This is a genomic window from Flavobacteriales bacterium (assembly GCA_019694795.1).
Taxonomy (GTDB): Bacteria; Bacteroidota; Bacteroidia; order Flavobacteriales_D; family UBA2798; genus UBA2798.
Genome location: JAIBBF010000002.1, coordinates 68,715 through 92,743, shown reverse-complemented (window position 1 = coordinate 92,743; position 24,029 = coordinate 68,715). Strand labels below are relative to the sequence as shown.

Below are 24,029 nucleotides of genomic sequence, written 5' to 3'. Positions count from 1 at the left end.
ACTTTTGTTTTATGAAGATTATTCCATTTCCCCAACCTGTTGAATTTAACCGGATCATCGAATTAATGGATCTCGTAAATGAAATTTATGAAACGGAAGAACATGATTTTTGGGAGGAGGGACATGTCCGCACCAATGAAGATGAATTGATGCAACTGGCTGAAGAAGATCGTTTGCTTTTGGCTGTGGAGGACGATCAAATTATTGGTTCCATTGCTCTTGATTTTCATTCGCCTGATCTCGCAGAATTCAAAATGCTGATTTGTGATCCTTCCTATCGTGGAAAAGGAATTGGTTCAAATTTAATTGCGCATGCAGAAGGTCTTGCCAAACAAAAAGGCATACACCACATGCAATTGGTATTGGTATCACCCCTTGAGGGTGAACATAGCGGGAAAAACCTCCTTCGCCAATGGTATCAGGATTTAGGGTACAGCATTACTAAAAACCAATCGCTGACCCAATCCATTCCTCACCTCAGCAAAGTGGCTGTAATGCCTTTAAAATGCGAAATAATGAGCAAATCACTCCGGTGATTCAGAGTCGCTCGAAATGCGAGGTAAAATGGCGCAGGAATTTGGGCTCACGGGTGATCTTCATTCCTTTCACTTTTTCTTTTCCTTTCAGCAGATTTTCGAACACTTCGAGAACGTATTCAATATGACTTTGCGTATAAACGCGACGAGGAATGGCGAGTCGAACCAATTCCATAGGAGCGGGAATTAATTTTCCTTCTGCATCATATTTACCAAACATCACCGATCCGATTTCACAACTTCTAACGCCGCCTTCCATATATAATTCACACGCTAAAGCCTGACCGGGATATTCATGCGAAGGAATCTGCGGATAAAATGATTTTGCATCCACATAAACGGCATGTCCGCCAATTGGCATCATCACCGGAACACCCATGGCATGCAAAGCTTCTCCTAAATAGGCTGTGCTGCGAATTCGGTAATGGAGATAATCCGGATCAAACACTTCTTCCAGTCCAATGGCCAGCGCTTCCATATCCCTTCCGGATAATCCCCCGTAGGTGGTATAACCTTCCGTTATAATTAAGAGATTTTTGCAATCCTCTGCCAACTGATCATCACGAAGTGATAAAAATCCACCCATGTTTACCAATGCATCTTTTTTTGCACTCATTACTGCGCCATCGGCAAGAGCGAACATGCGTTGAGCAATTTCTTTATAGCTGAGATGAGAAAATTCCGGTTCACGATGTTTAATGAAATAGGCATTTTCTGCAACGCGACAACAATCGAGAAATAGATATACGTTGTATTTATCGCAAATCTCACTTACCTCGAGTGCGTTTTTTAAACTTACGGGTTGACCACCCCCTGAATTATTGGTAACCGTTAAAATAACACCACCTATGTTTTCAGGTCCCTTTTCCAGAATTAATTGTTCCAGTTTTTTTACATCCATATTTCCTTTAAACGGATGTTGCAAAGCAGGATTTTTTCCTTCTTCAATAACTATATCAATCGCCTCTGCACCGCTAAATTCAATATTGGCTCGTGTAGTATCGAAATGTGTATTGGAGATAAACGTTTTTCCTGCACCACCGAGGTGACCATATAAAATCCGTTCTGCCGCTCTTCCCTGATGCGTTGGCAATACGAAAGGCATACCGGTTAAATTCTCCACCGCCGCATGCATTTTTCTCCAACTGGAAGCCCCTGCATAGGATTCATCACCACGCATAACTCCGGCCCATTGCTCTGAACTCATGGCAGAAGTTCCACTATCCGTTAAAAAATCGATTAATACCTGATCGGAGGTCAACAAAAAGGGATTATAGTGTGCATGACGCATAAACAACTCCCGGTTTTCGCGGGTGGTCATTTTTATAGGTTCTACTGTTTTAATCCGAAACGGTTCGATGATGGTTTTGTAGGGCATTTTTTTTTTGCAATTACGGATTCCTAAATTCCGTGAAAGATGACCATCATCAGTAAAAGTGAATTTTCACTGATGATTACCATTCCTGAAAAATCTATAACAAAAAAAATCCCCAACCATTTCTGGAAGGGGATTTTCAATGAGGGAGGAAATTTATTTCACTTTCTCAACTACTGCTTTAAATGCATCCGGGTGATTCAATGCCAAATCAGCAAGTGCTTTACGGTTCAGAGCAATACCTTTTGCATTGGCTTTACCGATAAATTCGCTGTACGACATTCCAAGCGGACGAACTGCAGCGTTGATACGCTGAATCCAAAGTGCACGATACAGACGTTTCTTTTGTTTACGTCCGGAATAAGCGTGTACTCCTGCTTTTTCTACTTTGTTTTTTGCTACGGTTAATACATTTTTACCGCGGCCCCAGAAACCTTTTGCGGAATCCAGAATCTTTTTACGTCTTGCCTTTGACGCTACTTTGTTTTTACTACGTGGCATAACTTTTTTTTGTTTTTGGCAGTCAGTGTTCCCTTTTAATTAAACGGCGGGACGCTTGCTTTACTGAACTTCCGGGTTAAACATTGAACCGTTTTTCTTCTGATCAGAATCAGAGCACGAGCATCGCTTTCACATTCTTCATGTCGGCATCGTGTACCAATCCGCTATGCGTTAACGCACGCTTAGCTTTGGTCGACTTCTTGGTAAGAATGTGACGCTTGAACGCATGCTTTCTTTTGATCTTTCCAGTAGCAGTCACTTTAAAGCGCTTCTTTGCACTGGAATTAGTTTTCATTTTAGGCATTGTTCTGTTATTTATTGGTTATTAATTACAATTTATTTTTTCTTTTTCGGGTTGATGTAAATGAACATCTTTTTACCTTCTAAAGATGGCAGTTTTTCAACTGCTCCGTATTCTTCAAGTGCCTGGGCAAATTTCAATAATAAAATTTCTCCGCGCTCTTTAAATACAATGGTTCTTCCTTTAAAGAACACATAAGCTCTGACTTTACTTCCTTCGTTCAAAAACTCGATGGCATGTTTCACTTTAAAGTTGAAATCGTGCTCATCGGTATTTGGACCGAAACGAATTTCCTTTACTGTTACTTTGGCTTGTTTAGCCTTTTGTTCCTTCTGTTTTTTCTTTTGTTCGTAAAGGAACTTTTTGTAATCAGTAATCTTACATACCGGAGGAACTGCGTTCGGAGAAATTTCCACGAGGTCCAGTTCACGTTCAGCCGCCATTTTAAGTGCTTCTGATAAGGAATAAACCTTCGGTTCAATATCCTCTCCCACTACACGAACCTCGCGGGCCGTGATGCGGTTGTTGATTTTATGCAGTTCCTCTTTCTGAGGACGTCCTCCGCGACCACCAAAGGCCGGGCGAGGCGAATTCATCTGTGCTATAGTTGTTCTTTTTTAGTTACATATTAAGCCGTCAGCGTATCCAGTTTCGAAGCTATTTCATCATTCACCAATGCAGCAAATTGCTCAATAGAAAATGATCCTTTATCTCCTTCACCGTGTCTTCTGACAGAAACTTGATTTTCATCTTGTTCCTTCTCGCCGACAATGAGCATAAACGGTAATTTTTTCACCTCCGCATCGCGGATTTTTTTACCGATTTTTTCATTGCGCTCGTCAACGAGGCTGCGAATATCGTAATTATTTAGCAATTCCGAAACTCGGTGCGCATAATCGTTATACTTCTCGGAAATAGGTAAAATAACGGCCTGCTCGGGGGTTAACCACAAAGGGAAGTTTCCGGCACAGTGCTCGATCAGGACCGCCACAAAACGCTCCAGCGAACCAAATGGCGCACGGTGGATCATTACCGGTCTATGCTTCTGGTTATCAGAACCTGTATACTCTAATTCAAAACGCTCCGGAAGGTTGTAGTCCACCTGAATGGTACCCAATTGCCACTTTCTTCCGATGGCGTCTTTCACCATGAAATCGAGTTTGGGTCCGTAAAACGCCGCTTCTCCGGTTTCGATAACGGTTTTTAATCCTTTTTCGGTGGCAGCACGGATAATGGATTGTTCCGCTTTTTCCCAATTTTCGGGAGAACCAATGTATTTGGAAGGATTTTCAGGATCACGAAGTGATACCTGGGCCACATAATCGTGAAAATCGAGCGCCTTGAATACAAGTAATACGAGGTCGATTACTTTTTTGAATTCTTCTTCAACCTGATCCTGGCGACAAAAAATGTGGGCATCATCCTGAGTAAATCCACGAACGCGGGTTAATCCATGTAATTCTCCACTTTGCTCATAACGATAAACCGTTCCGAATTCTGCCAAACGTAATGGAAGATCTTTATAGGAACGTGGACTCGATTTATAAATCTCACAGTGGTGTGGACAATTCATCGGTTTCAGAAAAAACTCTTCACCCTCTGCAGGGGTGTGAATCGGCTGAAAGGAATCCTTTCCGTATTTTTCATAGTGACCTGATGTCACGTATAAATTCTTATTGGCAATATGCGGCGTAACTACCTGCACATACCCGGCTTTCTTCTGTGCTTTACGCATGAATTGTTCCAGTCGCTCGCGTAAGGCCGTTCCCTTAGGTAGCCACAATGGTAAGCCCATTCCCACCTTTTCGGAGAATGTAAAAAGTTCGAGCTCTTTACCCAGTTTACGGTGATCGCGTTTTTTTGCTTCTTCGAGCAGAACCAGGTATTCTTCGAGGTCCTTCGCTTTGGTAAAGGTGATTCCGTAAATGCGTGTTAACTGCTTATTTTTTTCATCACCTTTCCAATAGGCACCGGCAACACTCATCAGTTTTACTGCCTTAATAAATCCGGTGTTGGGGATATGTGGACCACGACATAAATCGGTGAACTTTCCTTGCTCGTAGAATGTGATAGTTCCATCTTCTAATCCCTCCAGTAAATCCAATTTATATTCGTCGCCTTTGGTTTTAAAATAACTGATGGCATCTGCTTTTGAAATTTCTTTCCGGATATATGGATTTTTCTGACGGGCCAGTTCAAGCATTTTATCTTCTACCTTTTTCAGATCTGCTTCAGAAAAGGCTTGTCCCGCGAAATCCACATCATAATAAAATCCGTTTTCAATTGGGGGACCAATACCGAATTTTACGCCCGGATAATATTCTTCCAAGGCCTCTGCCATTAAGTGTGCAGAAGAGTGCCACATGGTGGATTTTCCACCGTTATCGTCCCAGGTTAATAATTTCAGTTTGGAGTCGTCGTTAATCGGACGCATGGCATCCACTACTTGTCCGTTTACTTCGGCAGCGAGGACATTTCTGGCTAATCCTTCACTAATGCTTTGTGCAATTTGAAGTGCGGTTGTTCCCTTGGCAACCTCACGAATGGAGCCATCGGGAAGGGTAATTTTAATCATGATTATAACTTTAGTTTGCGAAGATAAAAATTAGCTATTCAAAAGCAGATAAAAAAAAAGCCGGTCACAAGGACCGGCTTAGATTCGGATCTTGTGATCAGATATTTTTGTATCCGTACGTAAGAATCATAAATCCGCTAACAGGCTCTTTGCTGTCGTTAGGACTAATGATATAATCTACATAGATTCTCTTAAGCAATACATCCGGATTGTTTTTCAATTCACGGTATTTAGCGGTTAAAGTACCCGTTTCAATCGACAGGTTTTCTTGTCCGGTTACATTCGTAAACTCATGAATTTTAGTACGCGCCTGGTTCGATGTTGGCTTGTCGTAAATTTCAATGTTTACCGGCTTTGGAGCACCTTGTGCATTGAACACCAGACGATAATCTGAACCATTGAACAACAACACTTCAATTTCGCGTTTTTGAGCGAAACCTGAGTAGCTAAAGTGCTGCACATTGGTTCCGTCGTAACGATATGGTTTCAGGTTTTCGCGGCTTTTCTCTTTATAGGCAGTTACATTACCGGCATTTTCTTTCGCTTTAATACGAGGATCCGGTTTTTCATCGGCCTTCTTATTAAGTACCTGTGCGAAACTATAGCCCACCATAACCATCATGGCTGCAGTGAACATCATAGGGATAATTCTCTTTCTCATACTCGCAGGGAATTAGGCTTTAACAATCTTATTACGCAATGTAATCAATTTCTCTGCCAAAACCTTGATCTCGTCATCCTTCAGGGTAACATTGTAGGCTTCATCGCCTTCGAGGTTTTTAACAGACTCAAATGATTTATAGGTAGCATCCAGATCTTTAAGATCAGCAATTAATGCATCTTTTTCAGGACTCGCTTCATCCATGGAAAGGGCTTCAACCAGATTTTCGCAGATGATCATCTGCTCCGATAATTTAGCTCCGATATCGCTCTTTTTGTCCTTTAAAGTAGACTGAGCTCCAACGAACATCCCTTCGATCCACGCACCTGCAAACATTACGTTTCCTAAAGCATGTTCTCCGTTTTCTTCGATGTAGTCGTCGGTTTTTTCTTCGATAACAAATAAGATATCCAATACTGAATCTTTGTTATTGAGGTTTTTCTCGAAGCGACCAAGAATATCTTCTGATTCGAAAACAGTAGATAATCCGATTTCTTTTGAAAGATCACGAACCACCTTAATGATTTCTCCGGCTTCTTTTGACTTTTCATTTAATACAGCATAAGCTAAATCGGCAGAGTAAACACCGAAGTTGATGGATTTCTCCCAGCTTGTTCCGTATTTTTTTACATTATCCAGCTTGTTGGTAAATGAACCATCGAATTCCATTCCGGATTTATCGAAGATCATAGCCACCTGAAGTGGGCTTGGTAACAGGTTGAAAGAGGAAAGGGTATCCATTTCAACTACTTCAGTGGTTTGGGTTGTGTCCACTTTTTGCTCCTCAGAAGGTTGTTCGCCCCCGCAGGAAGACAGCAGCAGGACCGGAGCCGCAGCCAAAGGCATAAGTCTGGTAATGAGTCTGATTTTCATAGGTTGATTGTTTTCGACGCACGAATTTAGAAAAGTTTTGGCCAACCTCGTGGTTATGTGCATTATTTTTCTGCCAATTGAAGGTCTTTTTCATCACGCGGCTTATCTGCCGGGTGATAAGAGGTGGGTTTATCCTCCTTCTCTTTCTTCCCCTTTTTGAACCAGGATCCGATTTTACGTATGATTTTCAAATCCTTAAAGCTATCGAACTCCTCGGTATAGTAAACCCCAACCCCTTGTGTGAAGGGCGCCTGGGCGGTACGGGTTACGTCGAATTCGTTGGACTCATTGTACCCGCGAATACGGAAACTGCCGTCCTGATTAATTTTATATTCCACATTAAAATCTCCAATCAGCTGATTTGGATTTTGGTTGGAGCTGTTTCCTTTACTCACCCCAACATTGGTGCTCACCGTTAAGCGATCATTAAACAACTGGGTTGAAAAAGCCACCGCAATCTCATCGGAAGAAATCTCATCGCCCGGACGATAATTTAATCCGATATCAAACTCATCTGAAATTTGAGACAGCCAGTTACTCATTTGGCTGGACACTAATTCGGATACGGTTGAGTTCACTCCGGTGAGGGCTGTATTGGAAGCGTTTGAAATGGAGTTGGAAAGCGGAAGGAATTTATTAATGGCCAGCAGAGAGAAAAACTGACGCGTACGTTCTGGTTCCGAAGCGCGGATTTGCGTTAGCGCCGCTTTTACATTTTCGTCTGCCTTGGGAACGATGATATCAAAATAAGCATCCGGTTTAAATAAGTTTTGCTTGAGTGTCATTTCACATTCCACATCAACATTTCGTTTATATAATGCAGCAACATCTACGGGCATAATTTCGGTGGGAGCAGCCTGCACTTTATACACGGCTTTCAGATCAATATCCGCTGCCATCGGATCGCCGTACCAGGAAATGGTAGATCCTTTACGAACGGTAAAGCGCTTGTTGATTACATTCATCAATGTAAAGAGATAATCTCCCTGATCGATGACGTATTGACCAAACATGGTGAATTCACCCAGTGGATCGATGAGCATTTGTAGGTGACCTGCTCCTCTTCCCTTCATCATATCGCCGGCCAGTTTATCGAATACAATCATCACCTCCGCATCGGGAGTTACGTCGAAATCGAAATTCAGACTGATACCCGATAAATCTATTTTCTCATCCACTTTAACAGAGTCCTTGGTACCAACAAACCTTACAAAATCCTGAATGCTCTGATCGGAACTACCGTAGAGAGGAAGTACAATGCGGGTACCTTTTTCGCTTTTAACATTTACATCGATTTCAATGTTATTTCCATAGGCGAACACTTGTACGCTTCCGGTAGCGTAGGCACGACCATAGTATAAATCATTCATTTCTTCGGTGGTGTTCAGGCATAACATTTTGTTGAATTCAAGAACACAGTCGAAATTCCAGTTCTCAAAATTGTTATGATAAAAAGTACCTCGTCCCACCCCTAAATTTCCTTTTACATCGGCGATGGGAATAGAATCAAATGCAATCATATCATTGTCCACTTTCACCAATCCTCCGAAATAATACTCGGTATTAAGCATATTCACTTTTACCGCTCCGTTCTGGAAATTGATTTTTCCCTTGAGAACCGGCGCTTCAGGTTCGCCTTTAACAGATAGTTTTCCTGTTGCAAGTCCTCTTAAATTCGACACATCTTCGGGAATGAATGCATTAAGGAAAGTGAGATTGGTCTCGTTAAATTCGACCACATAATCGATGTTGTTTTTTTCCTTTTTGGTATAGTAATCGCCGGTAAATTCGATGGACCTGATTTCCTTTCTGCGCAATTCACCCGTGGTGTGTATTCGCTTTTCCTCATTATCCCACAGATTTACCAATTTAAATTCGCCGAGGTAATCTTCATTTAAGCGAAATGAATCCAGACGCATATCGGAAGCAAAAAATAAATCCTTGTACAAATCCGCAACAAATCCGTTTCCATGAAGCGTACCGTGAAGTTTTATATTTGGATCGTTGATGATGGGATTTAAATTTTCTAAATCGAATTCGCAGATATCGATATCCAGTTTATCATTGCGCAATGGCGAAATTTTTCCGGCTACGGCAATGGACTGTTTACCGTTGTAAATATTGAAATCGGAAATAGAAATGGTATCCCCTGCAAAAGCAAAATGAGAAGTAGCATCGAGGTGCCAGGTGGATCCGTTGACTTTTACCTCGGAGGGATTTAAATCCAATTCATACACATCGCTGGAACGAATTATACCTTCTCCATAAATGGCCCCACTTGAAAGTGAATCTTCATTGTTCCATTGAATGGAAGACACCATTTTATTCTGATACAAATCACTTTCGAATGCAAAGTTTTTCATCTTAACCGTATCGGTAAGGTGAATGTGATCCGCATCTATTTTTATGTTTAAAAAGTCATCATTGTTTTTGACGTTAAGAACCATTTCATTGACTTCATAGCCCGCCACTTTAAGTATGGTTAAGACATCACTTTTCATTCTGAAGATATTTTGTTCGGAGTCGAAACGTCCACTGATTTTCGCGTTTTTCGACAATTCCACATCCGGCAGAAAAAGTTCCGTGATGTAGGAGAAATCTTTAATCAGCACGGTGTATTTAAACTCCTGATCGTTTTTGAGTTTAATGACTTTATTATCGAAAAGAGAAGGTAATACCTGAGAAATAATGGATGTAAATGCGGTAGGCAATTCTTCGAAATTGTATTTACCATCCACATTTGCATCAATAATGGAGGATTTTAATCCGAGTGATTTGGTTTTATCGGGATTAATCTTTGCTGATAACACAATGGAATCCATCATGTAATCTTTTCCTTTTTCGTAGTACGACAAATTCGATAAGGACAATTTCCCGCTGAAGTTATCCAGATCGGAACCGGTTGCATCGGCCTTGATGTGTACGCAAAGACTGGAAGAGTGATCGCGGTCAGCTAAATGCAGAACGGCAAGGTTGGCTTTTTTAATATCAATTTCGAAATCGAATGAAGGTTCTTTTTTGGCAAAATTCACATTACCATCGAAAATCAAATCAATATTTTCATCCTTGATATTCATTTTTCCAATGAACTGTTCGGAGGTCAATTTTCCATTCGTAAGTGTGATGTTATGATAATCATAACCCATGTATCCGAGCGAATACACCGTGCCATCGAGCTGCGCGGCCAGATCGTCGAATGTTAATCCGGTGGCCTTGATATCGATGTCCATCGACACATTCCCCATATCGGGTATTTCATAAAAATATCCGGCGCGAAAATCCTGGGTAAGCAGATTTCCCTGATAATGGAAATAGTGATCGGTGCTGTCGATGTAAAAACGAATATCAGTAGCGATTTGTCCCATATCGGTATCGAATTGTCCGTAGGCAACAAAATCGGCAGGTGTACCCGTAAATAAGCCGTGTCCGTTTATGGTTCCAAACAAGGAATATCTTCCAGGTATTTCAATGTATTCTTCCCCATCAAATGGTGGTAATTTTATTGCTGCAATTTCATCGCGGTTAGTAGCGAAATCGGTGATTTTAGCATCGATAAAAACATTCTCTACATCCGTAATTCCGGTAAAGTCAAAATTGCCTTTTACATAGGTTTCGTCACTCAGGTAGAGTTCCAGTTTTTTTAAACGCAAATCGTTTACCGTGCCTCTAACATTTGATTTAAGAATTAAACTTCTGTTAATGCCTTTGAGTTCGGGTGCAAAGAAGGCAATATCATCTAAATCAACTTTGCAGTAATTTAAGTTGGAAATCATCTGCACTTTGTCTTCGAAAAAATTGAAATCATCAAAATCTTCGAACTTAAATGCAAGTGAAGGAGTTGTAATTCTTGTGTTTTTGGTACAGAGTAAGAGATTACCAAAATCGAGTAAATGCTCGTGAATTTTTAAATCGGCACTTAGGGTATCCAATTCGAAACCTGAAACCTCTTTTAACCGGATTCTGTCGATGTGCAAATAGGATGTATCCTTTCTCTGATGAAAATCGGAGAATTCGCCATAGAGGGAGTGGACGGACATGTGATCGAAGTCGATTCCATAGTCTTGTCCCGGTTTATTGTAATTGTTATAGTGAAAATCGGCATTGGTCAACAGAATTTTATCGCAGGTAAAATCCCATGGCTCTTTATTCGGATCTTTTTTCTTGGGTTTATCACTCGAAAAATAGTCCTCCAGAAATGCGTAATTCCACCGTTTTTCTCCTTCGTATTTCGTTAATTCAATATGCGGGTCGACCAATTCAGCTTTTGACAAGGCCAGTTTTTCTTTTTTGAGACTCAGCAAACTGATGTCGCAATGAATTTTGGGTGCATAAAGGATGGTATCGCCATGTTGGTCGCTCACGTACACCCCTTCGAGCGTGGCGTAATCGAAAAAATCGATATCTACCCTTGCGATGCGTACTTCGGCTCCCAGTTCGGAGGAAAGATAGGCGGCGATGCTTTGGGCCAGCCAGGTTTGAAATGCAGATGATTTTACCGCAAAAACCAGAATAATCAGAAGCACCAATAACCATTCGGCAAAAATGCCAATGGTCCTCATCACGGTATGGAGTACTTTTTTAATAACTTTGTGATGCGTTAATACAGAATACGTGCCAATTAACAAAGATACCATAATTCTCGGCATCGAATCTTCTTGCGATGAAACCTCAGCGGCGGTGTTGAAGGGCGATGTTTTATTGTCGAATTTCATTGCCAATCAGAGCGTACACGAGCGTTTTGGAGGGGTGGTTCCGGAACTTGCTTCCAGAGCGCACCAGCAGAACATTATTCCTGTGGTGGACCAAGCCCTTAAAAGCGCTGGGGTGCAGGTGGGGGACATTGGTGCCGTTGCCTTTACACGGGGTCCGGGTCTCATGGGCTCTTTACTGGTCGGTGTTTCCTTTGCCAAAAGTTTTGCAATGGCCCGGGGTATTCCCATGGTAGAAGTGAACCATATGCAAGCCCATATTCTGGCGCATTTTATTCGCAAACCGGGTGAAAATTATCCTGCTCCTGAATTTCCGTTTTTATGCTTAACGGTTTCGGGCGGACATACCCAACTGGTCTTGGTAAAATCCCCGCTTGAAATGGAAATCATTGGGGAAACACTGGATGATGCCGCAGGAGAGGCTTTTGATAAATCGGCCAAATTACTTGGACTTCCTTATCCGGGCGGACCACAAGTTGATCAGCATGCCGCATTGGGAGATGCTAGCCGTTTCACTTTTCCTCATCCGCAAATTCCTGAATACAACTTCAGTTTTTCCGGTTTAAAAACAAGCATTCTGTATTTTCTTCAGAAGGAGCAGAAAAAAGATGCCGATTTCATTGAGAAAAACATCCATGATATTTGCGCCGGAATTCAGTGGACCATCATCGAAATTCTGCTAAAAAAATTCAAAAAGGCAGCCAGGGAATTTAAGGTAAAAGACATTGCCATTGCCGGTGGTGTTAGTGCCAATAAAGGCTTGCGAAATGCCATCACCCGAATGGGTGAAGAGAACAATTGGCGTGTACATATTCCTCCATTTGAATATTGCACCGATAATGCGGCCATGATTGCGATGGCCGGATCTTTTAAATTTGCCGAAGGTATTTTTGCGGATCAACAGATTGCTCCTTTGGCAAGGATGCCTTTTTAAAATGTGAACTCCCTTTTTTTCAGCGAATTATTTTTTTATAAACATAGCTTAACAGAACTTTCTTTCGAAAAAATGGTTATTCTGTTACATTTGTTCAACCAAAAACTTAATTATTATGTCATTTGAACTCGCACCTCTTCCATATGCCAACAATGCATTGGAACCTTTTATTGATGCAATGACGATGGAAATACATCACGATCGTCACCATGCCGCTTACGTAACCAACCTGAACAATGCCATTAAGGGAACTGAATGGGAAGGAAAATCCATGATGGATATTCTTGCCAATATTTCAAAAGCTCCAATGGCTGTTCGCAACAATGGTGGCGGACATTTTAATCACGATTTATTCTGGAACATTATGGGTCCGAATAAAGGTGGAAATCCAAGCGGCGAATTAGCTGATGCTATTGCAAAAACGTTCGGATCGTTCGACGATTTTAAAACCCAGTTCAACACTGCCGGTGCTACACGTTTCGGTTCCGGTTGGGCCTGGTTAATTGTGAAAGCCGACAAATCACTTGCAATTTGTTCTACTCCAAATCAGGATAATCCATTAATGGACATTGCCGAAGTGAAAGGCACACCAATTTTGGGTTGTGATGTTTGGGAACATGCTTATTACCTGAAATACCAGAATAAGCGTCCGGACTACATGGCGAACTGGTGGAATGTTGTAAACTGGGATGCAGTAGCTGCTCGTTACAAAGCCGCGCTTTAATTTTCATTCTTAGCGAATAATCAAAGCCTCATCGTTATTGGTGAGGCTTTTTTTATTTTTCAACTATGAAATATTCAGCATTCCTGCTTTTTATAGCGTCAATGATTTCCTGTGCACCTGAGAACCATGAGCCTATCCATGCGAATGGTATTCCCTCTTCCGGTAAAATGGAAATTCTGCTTCAGCCCTGGGGAACAGTGGATGAGTTGTATTTGAAATCATGCCAATCTGCGCTTGAAAAAAATTATCCGGCGAGGGTTACCATTGCTGAAATGAAACCTGCACCATCGAGTGCGCGATCTTCCTTTTCCAATTCGCGTTTGCGTGCAGATTCTCTTTTACAAATCATGGATCGCGAACGAACGGAACCTTATCACAAGGTGATTGGAATAACAGCGATGGATATTTCCTGCACAAAAAACAAAGAACCAAAATGGAAATACAAGGACTGGGGGGTATTCGGACTGGGATATTGTCCGGGTTCCACCTGTGTGGTGAGTTATTACCGTTTGGGTGCTCGCGGAGCAGGTGAACCATTAAAGCTGGAGCGATTCCGGAAAGTGTGTGTGCATGAATTGGGACATACGCTTGGTCTTCCGCATTGTAAAACGAAGGGTTGTGTAATGAGCGATGCCGCAGAAACCATTCTCACCATTGATGGTGAAACGGAAGATTTATGCAGCCATTGTAAAGAGCAACTAAAACAGCATTAGATTACTCCATTCCCTCTACTTTTACACTTAATTTTCCACTTGCAGTTACTACCGCAACAATGGCATCGGGTGTTAGGTAAACTTTTTTAGTGCTTAAGTCGGTGAGTTTCCCATTGAGGCGAATCCCTTTCGATACTTCGTAATTGGTTAAATACGTTTGCGCATCTTTTTTAGAGGCATCCAATTGTTTTCCCATTTCGAAATACATGTTTTTCTCCATGATTTTTGCAAATTTTCCGTGGAGCAGCCAGTTGGCCGATTTGAGTAATTTGTTTTTTGTATCGACATGGAAATCTACATTTTTAAGAATGATATTCCGGCTTAATGAATCGTATCCGGGTGTACCCAATAAATAAACCATTCCGTTTACGGATCCTTTTAATCCACACTCAATCACCATACGATTGTCTTGTCCCCATAAATCAATATGCGTTAATGTAACCGAACGTTTTCCCTCGGTGTAGGTGTAGGGATTATCGACATATTGTTCTTTCAACAGCGCTGCTGCATTCGGGTATTTAACGAGTGTTACGAGTCCCACATTAAAATCATCCGGCATTTTTTCCATCACTTTCATCGCAGGAAAAAAAGTAGTATCACCGAGCGGTGGTTTGGGTCCAATATGCGTTTCGGTATACGTTTTCATTCCCAGTGAAATGTGCATGATTCCTTTTTGGGTGTTTATTTGTGAGGTATAGATTTCCTTTGGTTCAAGGCAAAACCAGGTTTTATAGGTTTCGGATAATAACATTGGTTCATATAAACCGCGGACTACATCTTTGAGGTATTCTTTAAGATCAACGTATTCGCGAATTGCTTTATCGATTTCTTTTTCGATGTATTCTTGCTGTCCTTCCAAGGCGGCATCGGCAATGGAAGTAACCGGAAGTTCGAACAAATACAAATCGATTGCCGGCGATTTTATCCACTCATGTCCTGCAGATTTGGTTATGGTCTCCAGTTTCCAATTATCCTTCAATGTAATTTGCGTAACGTAGGTTGCCTTTAGTACACCCTTAAAATCGGTGCTAACCCCTAAAGCTTTATATGAACCTGCAATATCGAGTGGAACGGTTAAGCGTACTTTGTTAGATAAACCCTCGACAATGATGTCGGAATATTTTTTCACTTTGCATTTGAGTCCATCGTTATCGTTATCCGTAAAACTGTTGTCCTCATACAACACACCCTTTACATAAGCGTTAATTTGTTTCTGGATATCGGACAAAGCGATTTCCATGGGAATATTGATATAGGATAATTCCCTGTCGAATTCCGTTTTAGGAGGATCATAAGATGCTTCCGGTTTTACCGGTTTAACGCTGGGTTTGCACGAAGCAACCAGCAGGAGGATAACGAAAGGAAAATAGCGAAATTTCATAAGGACAAATAGCTTTCAAATTTAGACAAAGCCCCTTTACAATTTCATGCTTTTTTTAAACAAATTAATCCGGCAGGCTATCGTTTTGAACCGGCTGTTGTATAACCGGTTTTTGATCTTTTTGCTCTGATTTCTCCGTGTAAAACAAGCTAAGGAGAAGGTAGAGTGCCAAACAACCCAACAGGATATAAAAGGAAGTACGGTTACTGGAAACGAAACTCATCAGATTTTAACGTAAGGACAAGCCGCCAGCAGCGAATAGATTTTTTTGGAGGTCTCTTCAGAGACAGGAACGATGGGTAGTCGGGTATAATTCTGACAAATTCCCTGGAACTTCATCACTTCTTTTACTCCGGAAGGATTGCTTTCTACAAACAAGTGCTGAATAATATCGAGCAAATTGTAATGGATTTGAGCCGCCTCGATATATTTTTGATCGAATGCGAAATGAATCATTTGAGAAAACTCTTTTGGAAATGCATTTCCCACCACCGAAATAACACCATCTGCACCAATGGAGCAGGTGGGCAAAGCAATGGCATCATCGCCACAGATGACCAAAAAATCTTTTGGTTTTTCCTGTATGATGGACATGATCTGATTAAAACTTCCGGATGCTTCTTTAATGGCGATTACATTTTTACATTCTCTGGCAATACGCAAAGTAGTTTCTGCCTGCATATTTCTCCCCGTTCTTCCCGGTACGTTGTAAAGAATAATGGGACGAGGTGTAACGGCATCCAGCGCTTTGTAATGCTGATAAATTCCTTCTTGTGTTGGTTTATTGTAGTAGGGACTAACACTTAAAATAGCATCCACTCCCGTAAAGTCGAAACTGGTTAATGTTTCAACGATGTCCTTGGTATTATTTCCTCCTACCCCATAAACAAGTGGCAGACGTTTGTTATTGATCTCAATGGCAAAATCGAGCACCGCACGTTGTTCACTTTCGGTGAGTGTTACCGATTCGCCGGTTGTACCCTGAATGACCAGATAGTCGGTACCGTTGCTTATCAGATTTTCGAGGATTCGCTGTAATGCAGCAAAATCAACTTCACCTTCCTTGTTAAAAGGGGTGATAACGGCCACGCCCATGCCACGAAATCCTTTTTTCATGATACTTTATTGATGATGGATAAATAGTGATTGACTTGTGCAATATAATCGAGCATTTCGGTGGATTTTACATCCAGCATAAAATCGTAATAATTCCCGAACTGTTCGGTAAAATAGCCGACTTTAAACCGCGATTTCGATTTATTGAGGATATGTCGCAATGGAACGATTTCATCTTTCTCCAGATCGATGAGAATATCGTAAGATTCACTGCAAAAATTTCTGACGGCATTGCCTGAAGGCCGAAGATTCCAGGACAGATCTGCCTGACAAAAGAAATCGAGATCAAGTTTTGCCTTGGCGTATTCGGGTAATGTTTTTTCATTGACAAATCCGAGCGCCATTAATTTTTTTATTCCGTGTTCTTCTTTCAGGTGACGAACATATTTTTTTACCTGTTCCAGTTTTTCTTCGGAATCGCATTGGTAAATCAGCGCCACAGATTGAGCCGTGGAAAGATTAAACACCTTCCCTACCCTCCGGAGATTTTTATACTCCGAACGCATCTGGCGCAAGCCGATTTTCCGTTTAATTCCTTCGAACATTATGCAAGCAATTGCTTAAATTCTTCTTCCGTAATAATTTTCACTCCCAGTTCTTTCGCTTTTTCCAGTTTACTTGGTCCGGCCTCTTCCCCTGCAAGTAAAAAGCTTGTCTTTTTGGAAACCGATCCACTGGCTTTTCCTCCGTTAATTTCAATCACCTCTTTAATTCCATCGCGCGAAAAAGATTGAAATACGCCCGAAACAACAATACTCATTCCTTTCAGCTTATTCCCTTTCGGTTTTACGGATTCAGGATCCACTTCGAGTTGGAGTCCCGCCTGTTTTAACCGATCGACTAAATGCAAATTTACCGGCTCATCGAACCATTCTCGTACACTTTGCGCTATTTTTTCACCAATTTCTTCAACAGCGGTCAATTCTTCCAGTCGCGCAGCAGAAAGTTTGCTGATGGACAGAAAATGACGCGCCAGTTTTTTGGCTACCGTTTCGCCTACAAAGCGAATTCCCAAAGCAAAAAGTACGCGTTCAAAAGGAACTGATTTGGACTGTTCTATTCCCGCCAAAAGATTATTCACCGACTTTTCCGCCATTCGTTCCAAGGGTAACAACCGCTCTTTTTTCAGCTCATAGATATCGCCGATATCACGGATGAGTCCCGCACCATACAATTGCTCAATCGTTTCTTCACCGAGTCCTTCAATATCCATGGCCTTGCGTGAAGTAAAATGAATCATTTTACCCTTGATTTGTGGAGGACAAGCACTTTCATTGGGACAAAAATGCTGTGCTTCTCCTTCTTTTCGTTGAAGCATGCTTCCGCATTCGGGACATTTATCCGGAAAAATAAAACGATGAGCATGCGACGTTCGTTTAGCAAGATCCACGCCCACAATTTTTGGAATTATTTCGCCACCCTTCTCTACAAAAACTGTATCATGGTGATGTAGATCCCATTTTTCCATTTGGTCGGCATTGTGCAAAGAAGCCCTTTTCACCATGGTGCCCGCTAATAAAACAGGCGTTAAATTAGCCACCGGTGTGATGGCACCCGTTCTTCCTACCTGATAGGAAATACTTTCCAGTGTTGTTGAAACCTGCTCTGCTTTGAATTTATACGCAATAGCCCAACGCGGAGATTTTGCGGTAAAACCGAGTTCCTGTTGTTGACGATAATCATTCACTTTAATCACAATCCCGTCGATATCGAACCACAATGATTTTCGTTTTTCATCCCACCAATCGATAAATTCCATTATCTCAGAAATCGATTTGCATACCCGTATAAACTGATCCTCCACTTTGGGAACTTTAAATCCCCAATTACCGGCCGACTGAATACTTTCGAAATGCGTTTTAAACGGGAGATTTTCACCGGCCATTCCATAGAGGAAACAATCGAGTCCGCGCTTAGCCACAATCGCTGAATCCTGCAATTTTAGTGTACCTGAAGCTGTATTGCGGGGATTTGCAAATAAAGGTTCGCCTGCTTCTTCACGCTCTTTGTTCAATTTTTCGAAATTAGCTCTGGGAAAATATATTTCACCTCTTATTTCGAAATGAGCAGGGTAATCCCCTTTATGTAAACGAAGCGGAATAGACCGGATGGTTTTTACATTTGGAGAAATATCTTCACCCTGTTCGCCATCACCACGGGTGACCGCCCTCAGAAATTTTCCGTTCTCATAAGCCACCGAAATAGCAACACCATCGTATTTTAATTCACACACATATTCGATTTCGCCATCGATCAGTTTCTTGATACGGTTTTCGAATTCCACAATTTCTTCGCGGGAATAGGAATTGGAAAGCGACATCATGGGATATTGATGACGCACCACCGGAAAATCTTTCGTGATATCTCCACCGACGCGCTGACTGGGCGAATCGGCATGCATCCATTCCGGGTATTGCGCCTCGAGACGAATCAATTCCTCCAGAAGCATATCAAAATCGAAATCGCTAATGGAAGGTTCGCTTTTTACGTAATACAAATAATTGTGATGGTTCAGCTCTTCTGTAAGCTGATCAATTCGTTTTTTAGCTTCATCTGCCGTCATAGTGTAAAAATAGTGAAGTCAGGAATAGGAAAATAGGCGGATAATAAGAAGATTTGGACAAGAAATAAAAATTGTGAACAATGGAGAAGGATAGTCGTTACTGGATTGAAAAACTTGCTTTAACCGCCCACCCCGAAGGAGGTTATTTCAAGGAGATTTTTCGGAGTGAGGAAGAAATTCCCGCGACATTAAACCAGAAGGAAGGTCGGAGAAATTACATGACCAGTATCTATTTTTTGCTCGACCAAAAATCCCGTTCTCATTTTCATATTTTATCATCCGACGAAATCTGGTATTGGCATAACGGAGGAACCGGTCGCATACATTTCATTTCTGAAAATGGAACGTATAGCTATTCCGATATAGGGTGTTATCCGGAGAACAATGAACAGCTGCAAATTGTAATTCCAAAAAACACCTGGTTTGCAGCAGAAGTCATTTCAGGAGAATTTATTTTGGTATCCTGCGCAGTAGCTCCGGGGTTTGATTTCAGGGATTTTATATTGGCGAAAAAAACCGAAATGATTCAACAATTCCCGCAACATGAATCCTTGTTACAACGCTTTTGTTTACTCTGAAACTACAAGTGCAATTTTTCCCGTTGCAGCATGAATTTTAAACCGGGTTACACCCTTGATGTTGACATCGCTTATCAGTATTAATGGATTCCATTCTCCGGTGGCAAAATCAAGAATAAAAAATCCTTCGGGTGAACTACAAATAAATGAGTTGGAGTAAGAAATAAAATCCATTGCTTTTTCCGGCATGGAAGGAGAAAGACAATAATTCGTTCCACCCGAAAAATCATTGACGTACCAGATGTAAATACCAAGTTGTCCCTTTGCATTATATTTTGAAAAAAACACACATGGAGGTGCCATTTGTATGCTTTCGCCATCTACCACTTCTATGGCCTCATCATAAAAAAAACATCTTCCCACTGAATCTGCAATTATCAATTCCTTTTTCCCATTTTCATAATAGCGCAGGGAATGAAATTCGGATTTACCCAATATAAATGCGAACAGATCGCCATTATCGCTAAGCTGATAATAACCTACCGAATCGATTTCCGGAAACAAGCATTTTTCTTTTTTTCCATTTTTACTGAAAGTCCAGATCCGCTGTGTAGTTTGATCTTCCTCTACCCGAACGCAGGTGACGGATTTTTCATGGAGATAAAAAGCAGGACTGTATTCTGAAGTTTGGGGCGAATTAGCGTATAGCATTGTTTTGCCCGACTTCACATCATAATAAAAAATATTGGTGGTGGAGTCGGCCGTTTGCGCCGAAAATAAAATCCGGTCTCCATTGGAAGAAAAGGAGGGTTGGTTATCGTATCCTTTGTGACCAGGATGAATATTTTTTAGTCCCGATACATACAAAGTATCTCCTCTTAAAACAAAATCTCCCAATAGCACATCTGTATTCATCGATTGTGCAATTAACACGGATGAATAAAGAAGGAATAAAATGTTAAAACATATTTTCATGGTGAATGAAAAAAAATCCCGCACGAGGCGGGACTTGTTTATTCTTCTGTACCGTGACAGTTTTTGTATTTTTTTCCGGAGCCACAAGGACAAGGATCGTTACGTCCGATTTTCTTCTCTACACGAATAGGTGCCGATTTCACTTTTTCCGGTCCGTTCGCTCCTGAATTCGGATTAGAATATTGAGGAACTTCGGTGCGTGAGGTCTGAATATTTTTCGGAGCTTCCTGGCGTGGAGCAGGTGCTTGTTTAACCGGCTCGTTATTTCCGATTGGTAATTGTGCTTTAATCAGGAATGAAATAACTTCTTTATTGAAGCGATTGATCATTTGCTTGAACAATTCATACGACTCCAGTTTGTAAATCACCAAAGGATCTTTTTGTTCATAAACGGCCTGCTGAACATTCTGTTTCAGGTCGTCCATTTCGCGCAAATGTTCTTTCCATTCATTATCGATAATCGCAAGCATCACCGATTTCTCCACTGTACGCAAAGCTGCGCGTCCGCCACTTTCATACGCTTCTCTGAGGTTGACAACAGTCTGTAATGTTTTGAATCCATCCGTAAATGGAATCATGATATTTTCAAACTGCGAGCCTTGTGTTTCGAAAACATTTTTCACTACCGGATAAACACGCTCCATGGCATGTTCGGTTTTTCGTCCGTACGTTTTCATTGCTTCTTCAAAAAGCAACTGTGCAATTTCATTGCTGTCTTTGGAAACAAATTCCTCTTCAGTCACCGGCGAGTCAACCGCCAATGTGCGTAAACATTCGAAACGGAATCCTTCGAAATCGCGAAGGTCGTGGAATTCACCTGTAACTGCATCGGCTACATCGTAGAACATATTGGCTAAATCAATATCCAAACGATCGCCATACAATGCGTTTTTACGTTTCGAGTAAATGGTTTTACGCTGAACGTTCATTACATCGTCGTATTCCAGCAATCGTTTACGGATACCAAAGTTGTTTTCCTCTACTTTACGCTGAGCTCGTTCGATGGATTTCGTAATCATTCCGTGTTGAATGACTTCTCCTTCTTTCATTCCGAGACGGTCCATCATTTTTGCAATTCGTTCCGATCCGAATAAGCGCATCAGGTTATCTTCGAGTGAAACGAAAAACTGTGATGATCCGGGATCTCCCTGACGACCCGCACGACCACGCAGCTGTCGGTCGACACGACGTGATTCATGTCGTTCTGTTCCGATAATGGCCAAACCTCCTGCATCTTTAACACCGGGACCGAGTTTAATATCGGTACCACGACCTGCCATATTCGTAGCGATGGTTACTGTACCTGCTAAACCGGCAAGTGCTACTACTTCTGCTTCTTTTTGATGCATTTTAGCATTCAATACCTGATGCGGAATATTTCTCAATTTCAGCATGCGGCTGAGTAATTCAGAAATTTCTACGGAGGTAGTACCTACCAGGACTGGTCGACCCGCCTCTCTGAGTTTTGCAACTTCATCAATAACGGCATTGTATTTTTCGCGTGCTGTTTTAAATACCAAATCATTTTGGTCTTTTCTCGAAATAGCACGGTTGGTTGGGATACAAACCACATCCAGTTTATAGATATCCCAGAATTCTTTTGCTTCAGTTTCTGCAGTACCGGTCATACCCGCTAACTTGTGGTACATCCGGAAATAATTCTGTAATGTAATAGTCGCATAAGTTTGCGTTGCAGCTTCCACCTTCACATTTTCTTTCGCCTCAATCGCCTGGTGCAATCCGTCGGAATAACGGCGCCCCTCCATAATACGACCTGTTTGCTCATCTACAATTTTAACTTTTCCATCCATAATCACATACTCCACATCGCGCTCAAACATCGCATAAGCACGGAGTAATTGATTCATGGTGTGAATACGTTCTGCCTTTACGGTATAATCGAAAGTCAACGCATCTTTGGCTTCGATTTTTTGTTCGGGACTTAAACTTGAATTTTCAATTTTTGCGATCTCGGAACCAACATCAGGCAGAATGTAATAATTGGAATCCTCACCGGAGGATAACAATTCAATTCCCTTATCGGTTAATTCAATCTGATTATTTTTCTCGTCGATAACGAAATACAATTCCTTATCCACTTTCGGCATTTCTTTTTGATGATCTGCCAGGTAATAATTTTCTGTTTTTTGCAATTGTGCTTTTACCCCAGGCTCCGATAAAAATTTAATCAGTGCTTTATTTTTAGGTAATCCGCGATAAGCACGCAACAAGGCCATTCCGCCTTTTTCTGAAGTTTCTTTATCGAGACTTCCTTTTCCATCTTCACCGAGTGATGAGAATGATTTTTTTGCATCCGTTAAACAGAGGTTGATAAATTTTCTCTGCTCGTTGACCAGGCGTTCGATTTTCGGTTTTAATTCGTAAAACTCATGTTTGTCGCCTTTAGGTGTTGGACCCGAAATAATCAACGGAGTACGCGCATCATCGATCAATACGGAGTCAACCTCATCCACAATAGCAAAATGCAATTTACGTTGCACGAGGCTATCGATATTAGTGGCCATGTTATCGCGGAGATAATCGAAACCAAATTCATTGTTGGTTCCGTAAACGATATCGGCACGGTAAGCGTTTCTTCTTTTTTCTGAATTCGGTTCATGCTTATCGATGCAATCCACCGACAAACCATGGAACATAAAAATAGGACCATTCCATTCGGAGTCACGTTTTGCCAGGTAGTCATTCACCGTTACCACATGCACACCTTTTCCTGCAAGTGCATTGAGGAAAATAGGTAATGTTGCTACCAGCGTTTTACCCTCACCGGTTTGCATCTCAGAAATTTTTCCCTGATGCAGTGCTACACCACCAATCAACTGCACATCATAGTGAACCATGTCCCAGGTAATCGTATTCCCTGCAGCTTGCCAGGAATTTTTCCAGGTAGCTTTATCACCATTAATGGTGACTAGGCCTGATTTAACACTTAAATTCTTATCGAATTCACTCGCCGTAACAATGATTTCCGGATTCTCTTTAAAGCGACGGGCAGTGTCTTTTACAATGGCGAATGCTTCGGGAAGAATTTCCAACAAAATCACTTCCAGTTTTTCATCCACGATTTTTTCCATCTTTTCAACTTCTTCGAAAAGACGTTCTTTTTCTTCCATATCGGAAGATGCATTGGCGCGATTTTTTAATTCGAGCACTTTTTGTTCTTCCGGAAGTACAAACGCTGCAATTTTAACTTTCAGCGCTTCTGTTTTTGCACGCAATTCATCGTGCGACAATGAAGCTAGTTTTGCAAATTCCTGATTGACTTTATCTACATAGGGACGGATTTCAGCAATGTCCTTGTCCGTTTTGTTCCCGAAAATTTTCTTAAGTAATCCTAACATGTTTAAGGTGTGTATTAAAGGCCACAAAAATAATCAAATATTATGCAAGCACCTAACGTAAAATGACAGAACAAATCATTGAAAAACAATAATTTGAAAAAACATCGACGTTTCGTGTCGGCAACTGGCATTCAGGGTTCAAAAAGCAGGCCGTTGAAGGAAAATGGCAGAATTTGTCGGAAAAAGAACAGTTCATCTGCCAAAAGGTCGTATTT

Annotated in this window: 19 protein-coding genes; 5 read left to right on the top strand and 14 right to left on the bottom strand. The window is 41.4% G+C overall.

The features are described from left to right. Nucleotides 1-11: 11 nt before the first annotated feature. Nucleotides 12-536 (top strand): GNAT family N-acetyltransferase, encoded by a 525-nt coding sequence (locus K1X56_01795; GenBank protein MBX7093423.1) that lies wholly within the window; start codon nt 12-14, stop codon nt 534-536. A 1-nt stretch (nt 537) separates the two neighbouring features. Here the strand turns inward: K1X56_01795 and K1X56_01790 are convergent, their stop codons facing one another. The 8 genes from K1X56_01790 to K1X56_01755 form a co-directional block, all read right to left on the bottom strand. Beyond that, nucleotides 538-1,914, bottom strand: a complete 1,377-nt coding sequence (locus K1X56_01790; protein MBX7093422.1) for a tryptophanase — start codon at nt 1,912-1,914, stop codon at nt 538-540. 153 nt (nt 1,915-2,067) lie between these two features. Then, on the bottom strand, nt 2,068-2,412 hold the full coding sequence (gene rplT / locus K1X56_01785) for a 50S ribosomal protein L20 (protein MBX7093421.1): 345 nt from the start codon (nt 2,410-2,412) through the stop codon (nt 2,068-2,070). A gap of 109 nt (nt 2,413-2,521) precedes the next feature. Continuing rightward, nucleotides 2,522-2,716, bottom strand: a complete 195-nt coding sequence (gene rpmI / locus K1X56_01780; GenBank protein MBX7093420.1) for a 50S ribosomal protein L35 — start codon at nt 2,714-2,716, stop codon at nt 2,522-2,524. Between the two features lie 32 nt (nt 2,717-2,748). Continuing rightward, complete coding sequence (gene infC, locus K1X56_01775) at nt 2,749-3,309, bottom strand: translation initiation factor IF-3 (GenBank protein MBX7093419.1); 561 nt, start codon at nt 3,307-3,309, stop codon at nt 2,749-2,751. A 32-nt stretch (nt 3,310-3,341) separates the two neighbouring features. Continuing rightward, complete coding sequence (thrS, locus tag K1X56_01770) at nt 3,342-5,288, bottom strand: threonine--tRNA ligase (protein ID MBX7093418.1); 1,947 nt, start codon at nt 5,286-5,288, stop codon at nt 3,342-3,344. 97 nt (nt 5,289-5,385) lie between these two features. Continuing rightward, on the bottom strand, nt 5,386-5,949 hold the full coding sequence (locus tag K1X56_01765) for a hypothetical protein (protein ID MBX7093417.1): 564 nt from the start codon (nt 5,947-5,949) through the stop codon (nt 5,386-5,388). A 12-nt stretch (nt 5,950-5,961) separates the two neighbouring features. Then, nucleotides 5,962-6,822, bottom strand: a complete 861-nt coding sequence (locus K1X56_01760) for a hypothetical protein (GenBank protein MBX7093416.1) — start codon at nt 6,820-6,822, stop codon at nt 5,962-5,964. A 62-nt stretch (nt 6,823-6,884) separates the two neighbouring features. Next, nucleotides 6,885-11,456 (bottom strand): translocation/assembly module TamB, encoded by a 4,572-nt coding sequence (locus K1X56_01755; GenBank protein MBX7093415.1) that lies wholly within the window; start codon nt 11,454-11,456, stop codon nt 6,885-6,887. Between K1X56_01755 and tsaD the strand changes: the two genes are divergently transcribed. The 3 genes from tsaD to K1X56_01740 all read left to right on the top strand — a co-directional run bounded on the left by tsaD (nt 11,440) and on the right by K1X56_01740 (nt 13,902). Then, the gene (tsaD, locus tag K1X56_01750) at nt 11,440-12,465 is read left to right on the top strand and encodes a tRNA (adenosine(37)-N6)-threonylcarbamoyltransferase complex transferase subunit TsaD (GenBank protein MBX7093414.1); all 1,026 of its coding nucleotides are present in this window, start codon (nt 11,440-11,442) and stop codon (nt 12,463-12,465) included. The genes K1X56_01755 and tsaD overlap by 17 nt on opposite strands. A gap of 115 nt (nt 12,466-12,580) precedes the next feature. Beyond that, nucleotides 12,581-13,189, top strand: a complete 609-nt coding sequence (locus K1X56_01745; protein MBX7093413.1) for a superoxide dismutase — start codon at nt 12,581-12,583, stop codon at nt 13,187-13,189. 65 nt (nt 13,190-13,254) lie between these two features. Then, on the top strand, nt 13,255-13,902 hold the full coding sequence (locus K1X56_01740; GenBank protein ID MBX7093412.1) for a hypothetical protein: 648 nt from the start codon (nt 13,255-13,257) through the stop codon (nt 13,900-13,902). 1 nt (nt 13,903) lies between these two features. On the opposite strand, the gene K1X56_01735 is transcribed toward K1X56_01740, so the two are convergent. From K1X56_01735 to ligA, 4 genes are all read right to left on the bottom strand, one after another. After that, entirely contained in the window at nt 13,904-15,283 is a 1,380-nt protein-coding gene (locus K1X56_01735; GenBank protein ID MBX7093411.1) for a DUF4403 family protein, read from the bottom strand. Nucleotides 15,284-15,505: 222 nt separating this feature from the next. Further along, on the bottom strand, nt 15,506-16,399 hold the full coding sequence (gene dapA / locus K1X56_01730) for a 4-hydroxy-tetrahydrodipicolinate synthase (GenBank protein ID MBX7093410.1): 894 nt from the start codon (nt 16,397-16,399) through the stop codon (nt 15,506-15,508). After that, nucleotides 16,396-16,944 (bottom strand): hypothetical protein, encoded by a 549-nt coding sequence (locus K1X56_01725; protein ID MBX7093409.1) that lies wholly within the window; start codon nt 16,942-16,944, stop codon nt 16,396-16,398. Before K1X56_01725 ends, dapA begins: the two co-directional genes overlap by 4 nt. Next, nucleotides 16,944-18,962, bottom strand: a complete 2,019-nt coding sequence (ligA, locus tag K1X56_01720; protein MBX7093408.1) for an NAD-dependent DNA ligase LigA — start codon at nt 18,960-18,962, stop codon at nt 16,944-16,946. Before ligA ends, K1X56_01725 begins: the two co-directional genes overlap by 1 nt. An 80-nt stretch (nt 18,963-19,042) precedes the next feature. Here ligA and K1X56_01715 point away from each other — a divergent pair, with 80 nt between their 5' ends. Continuing rightward, nucleotides 19,043-19,540: a cupin domain-containing protein gene (locus tag K1X56_01715; GenBank protein ID MBX7093407.1), complete on the top strand. Its 498-nt coding sequence runs from the start codon at nt 19,043-19,045 to the stop codon at nt 19,538-19,540. On the opposite strand, the gene K1X56_01710 is transcribed toward K1X56_01715, so the two are convergent. Next, on the bottom strand, nt 19,532-20,455 hold the full coding sequence (locus K1X56_01710; GenBank protein MBX7093406.1) for a hypothetical protein: 924 nt from the start codon (nt 20,453-20,455) through the stop codon (nt 19,532-19,534). The two genes, K1X56_01715 and K1X56_01710, sit on opposite strands and share 9 nt — an antisense overlap. A gap of 38 nt (nt 20,456-20,493) precedes the next feature. Further along, nucleotides 20,494-23,814 (bottom strand): preprotein translocase subunit SecA, encoded by a 3,321-nt coding sequence (gene secA, locus K1X56_01705; protein MBX7093405.1) that lies wholly within the window; start codon nt 23,812-23,814, stop codon nt 20,494-20,496. Nucleotides 23,815-24,029: the final 215 nt, after the last annotated feature.